The sequence below is a fragment of the Pantoea sp. SGAir0184 genome, from assembly GCF_043544755.1.
This window is the reverse complement of sequence record NZ_CP028050.1, coordinates 1617172-1629126: the sequence shown is the minus strand read 5'-3', so window position 1 is coordinate 1629126 and position 11955 is coordinate 1617172. Positions and strand designations below refer to the sequence as shown.

Genomic DNA, 11955 nt, shown 5'->3' with positions numbered 1-11955 from the left:
CCGCTGCAGCTCAAAGTAAGACGGTTATTAGCGATGCTTAAGGGTGAAAAGAACCCCATTCACCATATACCAGCCGTAATAGTAATAGATTTTTAAAGGATTGTTTTTATAGATAATTCTTAATAATTCGAGGTGCCATTTCGCCGCTTTATTTTTGTTACGCGACAGCGAATCGCCCAGCTCGTAGTAGTTGACCAGCGTCTTCTGAATCACCCGGGCTTGTTTGTAACGGAGGAACAGCTCATAGAGGAACAGGAAGTCTTCATGGCCTTTACGCTGGAAGAAGATGCCCTGTGGCGGACGACGGAAACACACCGAGGAGAAGCAGACGCGATACTGCTTCTTCACGAAGTTTTCCTGCTGCAGATAAGGTTTGTGGTAGTTGATGTCGTGATCGGCGGTTTTGGTTTTGTAGTGATAATGGGTGATCACGAAGTCGTCACCGGCGGCCAGCGCCGCGGCCTGCTCGGCCAGTTTCTCCGCGTGCCATTCGTCATCGCTGTCGAGAAACGCAATGATCTCCTCTTTGGCCGCGCGCAGACCCACGTTGCGCGTTTCCGCCGCGCCGAGGTTGACCTCGTTGCTGAGGATAGTGATGCGCGCGTCCTGGCAGTGCTCGCGCACAAAAGCGAGTGAATCATCGGTGGATTTATCATTGACCAGGTAGAGATGCCAGTCGCTGTAGGTCTGATTCACGATCGACTCAACCGCACGCAGCACGGTGTTGCGCGCGTTGTACATCGGCATCACGATACCGATGGTGCCAACATGATTTGTCATTTGTATACCCGGAGTGTCAGGAACCGAAAAAATGCTCCCGCTGCGGGAGCAAGTGAAAGTCATAAATCGATCAGGAAACCGCTCTTCGCCCCGTGAAGCGCGACTTCAGCTTATCGACCAGGCGATTGATGAAGTAGGCGCGGTTATCACGGTTGGTGAGGAAGAAGTAGCGCGCAAAACTGACGCTGGCCAGCAGCGAATTGCCATCCATTTTGTAGCGCAGAGGCAGCTTGAACGCTTTGTAGGTATGGATATCGCGCGCCGTCAGGTGCGGCTTCATGGTGTCGAGCCAGAAGAAGGAGTACTTCACCGACTCGCCTTTGTGTTTGGAACCAAATTTGGTCACCAGATGGTAGGTCGCCAGCGGTTTGGCGATCATCACAAATTCGTAGCCCATGCGGTCGGCGCGGATGCAGAAGTCATAATCCTGATGGCGAATATAGCGCGCATCAAACTGGATTCTGGCGGCATCTTCGCGCTTCAGCACGATGGTACTGGTCTGGATAAAGCCGTAACAGCCAAACAGGTACTCTGCCACGGTCTCATTTTTCCCTGGCGGCTGCATCGGCATCACTTTGAGAAAGCTGCCGTCCTGATGAATATTGACCTGGCTGAAGATGACATAGCGCGATTTACCCTGCGCTTCCAGCTTGCGGATGGTATCGCACACTTCCAGCAGCTTGTCCGCGTGCCACTCGTCGTCGGCATCGAGGAAGCTGATGAAGTCGCCCTGCGCCAGTTCAATACCTTTGTTGCGCGCGCCGGCACCGTTGAGTTTGACCTCAGACAGCTCCAGTTTGATGTCCAGATCCTGATAGCGCTCGCCGCGCACCACCTGCGCCAGTTCCGCGGCATCAGCGGATTTGTCATCCACGATGATGACTTCAAAGTTGCGATAGGTTTGCGCTTTGACGCAATCCAGCGTCGTGACAATCGATTTCGACGCGTTATAAGCGGGAATTACAATTGAGAAGCGGATGTCCTGCATTGCCAGCACCTCTTAAACAGCTGTTCCAGATTCAACGGTAACGCGAGCGGCCTGTAGAAAGGAATCGGCTTTGTTCTGAAAAATCATGCCGTTAGTATTCTTTTTCAATAAGACTTTTCGTACCGTCACGGAAATACCTAAGATTGTGCTGTGTGTATGTTGGATGGTGCAAAACGCACCGAAAAATTTAGTCGCCATGCATGGCGTTATGTTCGAGAAAGCGGTTTGCCGGTCGCCATGAATGGCGACCCTACAGCCTCGGGCACGGTTCTGACCGTCAGTGCATTTATGCGCACCAGCAGAGAGGTCAATTCTCCTGCACCGTCCACGTAGGGTGCGCATTTATGCGCACCTCGCTAACGCATTTTAGTCATAAAAAGGGGCGGAAAATCCGCCCCCGATAGTGCTTAGCTTTTGCTCTCTTTGCCGTATTCGTAGTTGTAATAGTCGTAGCCATAACCATAGGCATTCGACGCTTTACGGACCACGGCGTTGAGGATGACGCCTTTAATCTCGATACCGTTCTGAGCGAAGCGCTTGTAGCTGACATCCAGCTCTTTAGTGGTGTTAGTTTCGAAACGCGCCACCATCAGCGAGGTACCGGCCAGCTTACCGATGATGGAAGCGTCGGTCACAGCCAGAATCGGCGGCGTATCGATCAGCACCAGGTCATAGTTCTTGCTCGCCCAGTCCAGCAGCTCCTGCATGCGACGATGCATCAGCAGCTCAGACGGGTTCGGTGGCACCTGACCGCGCGGCAGGAAGTCAAAACCGTACACGCCCTTCTGAATCATCGCCGGCGAGAACTCGCTCTTGCCTGACAGCACGTTAGACAGGCCAGTCTTGTTATCCGCACCCAGCAGCTCGTGGGTATAGCCGCGACGCATATCACCATCGATGAACAGCACGCGCTGACCTGCTTTGGATACCAGCGTCGCCAGGTTGGCACAGATAAAGGTTTTACCAATACCCGGGCTGGCACCGGTGATCATCAGGATGTTGTTTTTCGCTTCCATCATGGCGAAGTGCAGGCTGGTGCGCAGGCTACGAATCGCTTCGATGGAGAGGTCCGTCGGGTTACCCAGCGCCAGCAGCGTGTTGTGCGGATCCGACTTCTCTTTGCTGCCGCGTCGCGCCAGCGCTTCGGTGTCTTTCTTACGCTGCCACTCGGAGAGCGGTACGCTGGCATAGACGTTCATGCCCAGCTCTTCCAGCTGCTCCGGGTTGTCGATACCGTGGTGGAACAGCGCTTTTAGCAGCACCAGACCAACCGACAGCATCAGACCAACAATCAGGCCCGCAACAATAATCAGCAGCTTCTTCGGTGCTACCGGGCTGGTGCTGGTTTCAGCACGGTCGATGATGCGCACATCACCCACGGTGCTGGCCTTGCTGATACCCAGTTCCTGCTGACGGTTCAGCAGCTGCATGTAGATTTCCTGACCGGCCTGCACATCACGCGTCAGACGCAGAATCTCCTGCTGGGTCTGCGGCATGGCCGAGATTTTCTTGTTCAGCTGCGCCTGTTCCGCTTCCAGCGTTTTGCGTTTTTCCAGCAGCGCGCGGTACGTCGGGTGGTCTTTGGTGAACAGCTGGGAAACTTCGGCTTCACGGAAGGTCAGCTCGTTCAGCTGGCTCTGGACGCTAACGGACGAGTCGAGCGCCGATTTGGCTTCCAGCGACATGTCCACCGACTCGTTCTGACGACGGAAGGTGTTCAGCTTGTCTTCCGCATCGTCCAGCTTGGCACGCACGTTAGGCAGCTGGGTGCGCAGGAATTCGAGGCTCTTTTCCGCCTGCTCAGACTTACGCTCAACGTTCTGCAGCAGATAGTTGTTGACGATCTGGTTCAGCACGCGGCTCGCCTGCTCCTGATCTTCATCCTGGAACTCCAGGCCCAGCACGCCGGTGGTTTTGCCTTTATCGGCGACGGTCAGCGCGCCCAGCACAGTTTTAATCGCCTGCAGGTCGCTCAGCTTGGTGACGCTGAAGCTGGTGCCTTCGTCAGCCTGAATGCCGCTAACCAGCATGGTGACGTCGCCGTGCTGCTCCAGCTGACCGACGCGGCCTTTGAACAGCTCGTCGCCGTCTTTGCTCACGGTATAGGTCTGCGGACCGGTGACTTCCAGCTCAACGGTACGTTTGTCGATGCTGCGCGGAATTTCCAGGCGTGAAATGGCAATCTGTGCCGGCTTGTTGCCCATCAGGCGCGACAGACCTTTACCAATCACCGGGAAGTAGTTTTGCTGAATGACCGTGTCCAGACCGAGGTCGTTAACGGTTTTACCAATCACCATGCGGGATTCGATGATCTGAATCTCGGTGTCTGATGCTGGCGTGGTCGGAATCACATCCTGTAATTCGTTCAGCACCGAGGCGGTGTTTTTCTGCTCCACCTGCACCATAGCGTCCGCGCTATAGATTGGCGTAGCAAACAGTGTGTAGAGCGTTGCCATCAGCATAAAGAAAGCGGTGACCGCCACGATGATCCAGCGATGATCGATCAGCTGTCCCACAAGATGCGCCAGATCCCATCCATTCGAATCTTCTTTTGGCGCAGTCATAACCTTGTTTTTGATATTCATGGATATTCCCAACTATCGGCTTAGTACGTTAACCCATTTCTGGGTAGCGTTTTCCAGTAACCCGTAAACCTCTTCAAAGGCCTCACGGCTTTTTTTGTACGGATCCGCAATTTCCTGTTGGTTAAGCCAGTGGCCCAGCAGCATGGTCTTACCCCGCGCGGCCGGATCGATGCGATTCACCTGCTCAACGTGGCGCTTCTCCATTACCAGAATCAGGTCAAAGTCACGGCACATGCTGGCCGTTAACTGCTGAGCCTCATGACCGTCCAGCGAGACGCCATGTTCAGCGGCGACGGCGCTGGCCGTCTTATCCGCCGGATGGCCCTTCAGGGCGCCAAGACCGGCAGAGGCGATACGGGTATGCGGAAGTGCGCGTTTAAACAGACGCTCCCCGGTGGGGGAGCGGCAAATGTTGCCGACGCAGACGACTAACACTGACTTAATCATGGTAAAACCTTAGTCCGACCAGTTGCGGAAACGCAGCGCTGCGGAGCTTGCATCGTCGATACCCACGATGGTCGGCAGCAGTCCGGAAATCACGCGGTTCCAGCGGGTGATTGGTGTTGCGGTGACGTAGACAATGTCGTACGGCTCCAGTTGGAATTCGGTGCCCATCACCATCGACGCCGCATCTTTGGTGTTCAGCTGATAGATGTTGGCGATCTTGGTGCGGTTAGCACCGCGAATCGGACGAATGACGAATACGCCGGTGGCGTCAGAGGTGGTTTGATCCATGCCCTGTGCGTTACCCAGCGCTTCAGCCAGCGTCATGCCGCTGCGGTCCATCTTCAGCGTGGTCTGCTGTTTCACTTCGCCCATTACGAAGATCTTCAGATCGTCGTTACGCGGTACGTAAAGGATATCGCCCGGATAGAGCAGATGGTTCTGGCTCAGGTCGCCGTTTTGCATCAGCGCCTGCAGCGAAATGCGCTGCTCGCGGCCGTTGTGCGTCAGCACCACGTTGCGCCAGTCGGCGTCGGCAGCAAGGCCACCCGCGGCGTTCACCGCATCCAGCACGGTCAGCGGCACGTTGGTGATCGGCTGCTGGCCGGAGGTGGTGACCGAACCGGTCACGTAGGCTTTCTGCGAACGGAACGCGGCCACATTGACATCCACCTGCGGACTTTCAATGAACTGCGCCAGACGACGCGCGATTTCACTGCGGATTTCCGTCACGGTGCGGCCTGCAACGCGTACTTTACCGATGTACGGATAGAAGATGGTACCGTCTGCCTGCACCCAGTTACCGGTGTCGCTGGCGCTACGGTACTGACCGGCCGGCGTGGTCAGCTCAGGGTGATCCCATACGGTGACGTTCAGTACGTCGCCGATGCCAACGCGGTATTGATAGCTCTGAATCTCGTTCTGCAGCAGCGGGTTAGCCTGAGCAACCAGCGGCTTCGGACGCATCTGTTCAACCAGACGCGGCGTCAGAGGGAAGACGTTAACGTATTTGTCGATGTCAAAATTGCTATCCTGTTGCTCAATGACATCTTTTCCGCTAGTGGAAAGGTGCGAACCTGGTTCGATGGTGCACCCGGAGAGGAAAGTCGCGGATACCAGTAACGGTATCAATTTAGTTTTCATTATCATCTGGTTCTTCGCTATCAGTTAATGATTGATAGAGGCGAAAACGCCGCTGTGTAAGCGTCTAACAAAAATAAAGGCAAGGAATTAAACACTGAAACTGAGGTTCATTATCATTAGCTCCCTGGTTTATGTTGTCATCCTGGTTGCAGACGACTTCAATTAAAGTGGGTTATCGTTAAGCGGCTTAATAACCCGCTCTGTTCGGGCTCGATAATGGCAGTTATCAGTTACAGACACTCCCAGCACCGGCAGTTATCAGGCGGGAACGTTATTTCGTCCCCTGCCCTTGCTGTCTATCAATAAGCGCCGTCGCGTTTGAGTACCACGCCGACCGTCTTAAACAGAATCGCGATGTCATTCCACAGCGACCAGTTTTTGACATACCACGAATCGAAATAGACGCGCGTCTCATAGTCAACGTCGTTACGACCGCTGACCTGCCACAATCCCGTCATGCCTGGCTTTGCCATCAGGTAATAATCAACATCACCGGCATAACGGCAGAGTTCATCTTCAATCACCGGGCGCGGGCCAACGAGGCTCATGTCACCGCGCACGACGTTCCACAGCTGCGGCAGCTCATCCAGGCTGGTTTTACGGATGAAATGACCGACTTTGGTAATACGTGGATCGTTTTTCAGTTTGAAATCTTTGTCCCACTCGGCGCGGGCTACCGGGTCGGTGCGCAGCACCTCTTCCAGCACCTCTTTCGAGTTAATTACCATCGAGCGGAACTTCAGGCACTTGAACTTGCGGCCATTGAGACCCACACGTTCGTGACCGTAAATCGGTGGTCCGCCATCACGGCCAACCATGAAGCCGAGTACCAGCAGCGCAGGTGACAGCGCGATGATGATGCTGAGCGCGCCGACGATATCGAATGCCCGCTTCAGGACACGCGAGGTGCGTTTCGCCAGGTTGTTATTCACACGCAGAATCATCACTTCATGGCTGAAGATATAAGCCATATCGGTGCCGTACAGCGGTACGCCGCGCAACGTCGGGATAACCGAGACCGAGCGACAGTTATGCATCGCCAGCATTTTCAGCCAGCGGTCGCGGTGCTGGCTCTGCTCAAACTCAACCGCAACGATAAACTGGGTTTCGCTGTTGGTCAGCTGCCATAGCTCCTGCTCGTTATGCAGCACCGGTACACCGGAGATGCTGGCCTGCGGGCAACTGCCATCGACGTCGAAGAAGGCGATCACATCAAAGCCCATCACCTCTTCGCTCTGCAGCGCCTGCCAGGCTTCCTGCGCGTTACGGTTGCTGCCAATAATAATGGTTTGCTTTTTCCACATACCGAAATGATTCAGTACGCGTTTGGAAATAGCGCGCGCCAACGGAATCAACACCAGCGCTAAAATCCACGTTAATACCCAGACAAAACGGGACATCTGCCATTGTGATAATGCTGAAATTGACAAATCGATGACAGAGAAAATGAGAATGGTACGAAAGATCTCTTTCAGCTCAAACCAGAAGGGTTTGCGATAGGTATAATGACGCAGGCGAACCCAGAACCAGCCTGTACAAATTAAGGACAGACAGACATGGGTGGCGATTTTTAAGTTGAGGTCTTTTTCAGAAATATCTGCCAGTGGAGAATCGGCGAACGAATTAATCAGCGCGAGTGCAATAAACAATGCCGCGTTGAAACAAATTAAATCCGAGCACGCCAGTAAAATTTTTGTCAGAAGACTTTTATATGTAAATTCATTATCGCGCATATTTGACTCTTTTATTTTATTTCCCTTAATCCCTAACGCCTAAGCCTGAGTAATTAATGAGCGATGCACTAACTAAACCAGCGAGACAAACTGCGGCGAACTCCCCGGCATTTAGGCCAATTCTCTTTCCAGTTAAGCAAGAAAATTGTGATAAATACCAACAGATTAGTCTGACTTCCTTTTGCCGCAAGGCCAGACAATTCTTAACCTGTGAAAACTACGTCAGGCACGCTACCGCCCTTGGCTGTCGCTGCCAATACCGCTTACAACACCCTATTTTTTGTCCGCGCTTTGTCGCCACGCCGGGAAATACCCGCCTTAACCCGTGCACGATCACAATTCACAACATTAAGAAGCTAAACAGCGCGCTATTAACAACATTGGCGCAGACATTTACTAACACGTTGCTATACTAGTTATTACTGGCTTGTTTACAAGTAGGCCCCGTCTTCCCTGCACTATTTTAGGAAAAAGACTACCAGCCATAAGTATTGATGCCAGCCCCGCCAGGCAATTTCACGCCAAAATTCAGAATAATTCGATACCCGCCTTCAGATTAGTCGCATTAAAAATGTACGCTTTTGCCGCTGGATGAGAATAAATAGTGGTCTTCATCCACACAGGATGTTTATCCATACTTTTCACTTATCTCCCGGCTGAACAAGGTAAGATTAATCCTAATAAGCCGCCAGCCCGCGACATCCGCGCGGCCGGGGCGTATTTGTACCCTGTCTGACGATTAACTATCATCAGACTAAGCTCATTTTTAGACATTATGGTGATGAAAGTATGTGGGAGTGGATCATCGATCCGTCGCTCTGGGCAGGATTAGTCACGCTAATCGTTCTTGAGCTGGTGCTGGGTATTGATAACCTGGTTTTTATTGCCATTTTGGTGGAGAAGCTGCCGCCGACGCTGCGCGACCGCGCGCGGGTGTTCGGCCTGCTGCTGGCGCTGGTATCACGGCTGGTGCTGCTGGCGTCGCTGTCGTGGCTGGTTACGCTGACCCAACCGCTGTTCACCCTCTTCCAGCACAGCTTCAGCGCACGCGACCTGCTGCTGCTGGGCGGCGGTATCTTCCTGTTGTTTAAAGCCACCACCGAACTGAACGCCCGGCTGGAGGGCAGCGACGAGGAGTCGGGTCAAAATAACAGCGGTGCTAAATTCTGGCCAGTGGTGGCGCAAATCGTGGTGCTGGACGCCATCTTTTCACTTGATGCCGTCATTACCGCCGTCGGTATGGTCAACGACCTGCCGGTGATGATGATCGCCGTGACCATCGCCATACTGTTAATGCTGCTGGCCAGCAAGCCGCTGACGCGCTTCGTTAACGGCCATCCTACCATTGTGATTCTCTGCCTGAGCTTTCTGCTGATGATCGGCTTTAGTCTGGTGGCAGAGGGTTTCGGCTTCGTCATCCCCAAAGGCTATCTGTACGCGGCCATTGGCTTCTCGATTGTGATTGAGATCTTTAACCAGCTGGCGCTGTTTAATCGCCGCCGTTTTCTTACCGCCGGACGACCGCTGCGCCAGCGCACCGCCGAAGCCGTGCTGCGCATTCTGCGCGGTGAAGCACAGCGCGCCGATCTGGATGCCGACACGGCATCGCTGCTGAGCGATAACCAGGGCGCAGCGCTGTTTAATCGTCAGGAGCGGCGCATGATAATGCGCGTGCTGGGTCTGGGTCAGCGCCAGATCAACAGCATCATGACGTCACGCCATGACGTCGAGCACATCGATCTGAGCGAAGACCCGCAGTCGATCATGGATAAACTCGACCGCAACCAGCATACGCGCCTGCTGATCACCGAACAGGGACGCGAGCCGCTGGGCGTGGTGCATGTGATCGATCTGCTGCATCAGTCGCTGCACAGTAAATCGCTGGATTTGCGTGCGCTGATTCGCCAGCCGCTGGTGTTTCCCGAGCGCGTCACCCTGCTGCAGGCGCTGGAGCAGTTTCGCCATGCGCGCACCCATTTTGCCTTTGTGGTGGATGAGTTTGGTTCGGTGGAAGGCGTGGTAACGCTGAGCGACGTGATGGAGACCATCGCCGGCAACCTGCCCAATGAAGGGGAAGAGATTGATGCCCGTTACGATATTCAGCCCGCAGAGCATGGCGGCTGGATCGCCAACGGCCATATGCCGCTGGAAGATTTAGCGCTGTACGTGGCGCTGCCGCTCGACGAGAGGCGCAATTACCATACACTGGCGGGATTGCTGATGGATAGCCTGCAGCACGTGCCGGCCGAAGGTGAGGAGTTGCGCGTCGGGGATTATCTGCTGCGCACCCTGCAGGTGGAGAACCATCGGGTGCAAAAAGTCGAGATTGTGCCGGTCGCGCCCGCACCGTCTATTTAACCCGGTGCCGGGGCGTGATTTATCGCGTGTTGCTTAGCTGGTCGCCATAAATGGCGACCCTACACGGAAAGCATCGGTTTTTTGTAGGGTGCGCATTCATGCGCACCGGCATCGGGTTTTATTGCCGCGGTGCAGACTTCTGGCTATCCAGCCACTGATTGAGGCGCGTTTTGGCTTCGCCCTGTAACTGCTGGCGCACCACGTCATCCACCGGCAGCGAATACTGCAGATTGCCCCAGCTGCCGTACATGCGCAGCGGAATCGGCTGGCCGTTGAGGACTTTCGCCAGCCGGTCGTCGCCCTGCCAGCCGCGCAGAATCATATTAATGGTGACATCCAGCTGCTGCTTCACCACATCCACGTTGCCGTGGGTTTGCAGCGCCAGCCGGCTACTGCCGCCCTGCAGATCCGGCAGCGTGACGTTGCCCTGCTTCAGGCTGATGCGACCGCTTAACTGTTCAATTCCCTGATCATCCGGCTGATCGTTACTGACGCGATTGCTGACGCGCGCCACGGCGCGGCGCACCATCTGCTGCAGATTCAGCTGCGCCAGCTGCAGATTAGTGGCTTCCAGTTCTGCATTGCCCTGCCAGTTCTGTTTCGCCTCCGCCACGCTCAGCCCGGCACCGCTGATGTCGCCCTTGAGCGAGACCGTGCCCTGCAGCGAAGCCGGCAGTTCCAGCGCTTTAAGCAGCGGCGCGATGGCAATGCTGCTCAGCTCCGGCTGAAACGCCACCTGCGTGACCGGCTGACGGATATCCACCGAGCCGGGAATGGAAAAGTGGCCGTCACCAAATTTGCCCTGCAGCTTGTTGAGCGTCAGCAGTCCGCGCTGATTGCGGGCGTCAATTTGCAGATTGCTGAGCGTCAGACCGCGCCACACGCTGCTGTCAGCGTCAAGCGTCAGCTGTAAATCCATACTGTTGAGCGGCGAGTCGGCGTTATTGTGCGCGCGCGGCTCAGCGATCACCGGCGTGCGCATCACGTTAGCCTGCTGTGTGGTGCTGTTATCGCTGGCGGGCGCGCTGGCCATCAGGTTATCCAGATTGAGCGAGGTCGCGTGCAGCGCGAGGTTGAGCTGCTGCGGCAGGGCCAGCCGGCCCTCAGCGCTGCCGTCGAGGGCGCTGTCGTTCGCGGTTAACTGCAGCTTGTTCAGCGCAAACTGCTGCTGGTCGCCATCCCACTGCGCCTGCCCGCTCAGCGTCCCTTTAATGCCCTGCGGCGGCAGGTTAGCGCCGTCCAGCGTGTACTCCAGTTCATCCAGCTGGCCGCTGATACGGTGCGGATAGTGCGCCACGTCCATCTGCCCTTTCAGGTTCAGGCTGAGATTGCGCTGATTGCGCGACACGCGTGTCGCCAGCTCAACGCTGGCCTGCCGGTTATCGTCCTGATTCAGATTGAGGTTGAGATCGCGGAAGTTGTACTCGTCACCGCCCGGCTGCTGCCAGATGAGCAGGCTATCGGCGATGCGCAGTTTACTGATGTTAAAGGTCCAGCCGTTGCTGGCGGCGATGGCCGGTTCACTGTCGCCCGGCTCAATCGGCGCGCCCTGCGGTTTCTGCACCGCGCTGTCCGGCGTGGCGCGAATAATCGCGTTTTTCAGCATCACCTGGCTGACGCTCAACTGATGCGACAGCAGCGGCCACAGATTGACGTCCAGGCGCATATTATCGGCGGTGACCATCGGCTGGCTGGCGCCGGGCGCGGTCAGGCTCATGCGGCCCGCCAGAATGCTGAGCTGCGGCCAGACGTGCCAGCGCAGGTCGCCGCTCACTTCAAGCTGATAACCACTGCGCTGTTTTACCTGCTGTACCATATAGGTACGAAAGTCGTTGGGATTGACCAGCAACACCAGTGCCGTCATGCCCGCTACGACCACCACTAACAGGATGGCCAGCGTGGTTATCAGTCTTCTCATTGCATC

General features: G+C 55.3%; 8 protein-coding genes. 1 reads left to right on the top strand and 7 read right to left on the bottom strand.

Annotated features, from left to right (window positions below):
- Window positions 1-27 precede the first annotated feature (27 nt).
- The 6 genes from C1N60_RS07485 to wbaP form a co-directional block, all read right to left on the bottom strand.
- Window positions 28-780 (bottom strand): glycosyltransferase family 2 protein, encoded by a 753-nt coding sequence (locus C1N60_RS07485; protein WP_058757293.1) that lies wholly within the window; start codon window positions 778-780, stop codon window positions 28-30.
- Window positions 781-850: 70 nt separating this feature from the next.
- Complete coding sequence (locus C1N60_RS07480; RefSeq protein WP_058757292.1) at window positions 851-1768, bottom strand: glycosyltransferase family 2 protein; 918 nt, start codon at window positions 1766-1768, stop codon at window positions 851-853.
- 407 nt (window positions 1769-2175) lie between these two features.
- Window positions 2176-4353, bottom strand: coding sequence for a tyrosine-protein kinase Wzc (gene wzc, locus C1N60_RS07475; RefSeq protein ID WP_021509327.1), 2178 nt, complete (start codon window positions 4351-4353; stop codon window positions 2176-2178).
- Window positions 4354-4365: 12 nt separating this feature from the next.
- Window positions 4366-4800: an arsenate reductase/protein-tyrosine-phosphatase family protein gene (locus tag C1N60_RS07470; protein WP_021509326.1), complete on the bottom strand. Its 435-nt coding sequence runs from the start codon at window positions 4798-4800 to the stop codon at window positions 4366-4368.
- A gap of 9 nt (window positions 4801-4809) precedes the next feature.
- Complete coding sequence (locus C1N60_RS07465; RefSeq protein WP_031280061.1) at window positions 4810-5940, bottom strand: polysaccharide export protein; 1131 nt, start codon at window positions 5938-5940, stop codon at window positions 4810-4812.
- Between the two features lie 299 nt (window positions 5941-6239).
- Window positions 6240-7673: an undecaprenyl-phosphate galactose phosphotransferase WbaP gene (wbaP, locus tag C1N60_RS07460; RefSeq protein ID WP_058757291.1), complete on the bottom strand. Its 1434-nt coding sequence runs from the start codon at window positions 7671-7673 to the stop codon at window positions 6240-6242.
- Window positions 7674-8462: 789 nt separating this feature from the next.
- On the opposite strand from wbaP, the gene C1N60_RS07455 reads away from it, so the two are divergent.
- Window positions 8463-10031 (top strand): TerC family protein, encoded by a 1569-nt coding sequence (locus C1N60_RS07455; RefSeq protein WP_264442787.1) that lies wholly within the window; start codon window positions 8463-8465, stop codon window positions 10029-10031.
- Between the two features lie 118 nt (window positions 10032-10149).
- Here C1N60_RS07455 and asmA read toward each other — a convergent pair whose 3' ends face one another.
- Window positions 10150-11949, bottom strand: coding sequence for an outer membrane assembly protein AsmA (gene asmA, locus C1N60_RS07450; RefSeq protein WP_058780353.1), 1800 nt, complete (start codon window positions 11947-11949; stop codon window positions 10150-10152).
- Window positions 11950-11955 lie beyond the last annotated feature (6 nt).

Coding starts and splice junctions, on each gene's coding strand:
- C1N60_RS07455 (WP_264442787.1), top strand. CDS start 8,463: ATGTGGGAGTGGATCATCGATCCGTCGCTCTGGGCAGGATTAGTCACG.
- C1N60_RS07485 (WP_058757293.1), bottom strand. CDS start 780: ATGACAAATCATGTTGGCACCATCGGTATCGTGATGCCGATGTACAAC.
- asmA (WP_058780353.1), bottom strand. CDS start 11,949: ATGAGAAGACTGATAACCACGCTGGCCATCCTGTTAGTGGTGGTCGTA.
- C1N60_RS07470 (WP_021509326.1), bottom strand. CDS start 4,800: ATGATTAAGTCAGTGTTAGTCGTCTGCGTCGGCAACATTTGCCGCTCC.
- wzc (WP_021509327.1), bottom strand. CDS start 4,353: ATGAATATCAAAAACAAGGTTATGACTGCGCCAAAAGAAGATTCGAAT.
- C1N60_RS07480 (WP_058757292.1), bottom strand. CDS start 1,768: ATGCAGGACATCCGCTTCTCAATTGTAATTCCCGCTTATAACGCGTCG.
- wbaP (WP_058757291.1), bottom strand. CDS start 7,673: ATGCGCGATAATGAATTTACATATAAAAGTCTTCTGACAAAAATTTTA.
- C1N60_RS07465 (WP_031280061.1), bottom strand. CDS start 5,940: ATGAAAACTAAATTGATACCGTTACTGGTATCCGCGACTTTCCTCTCC.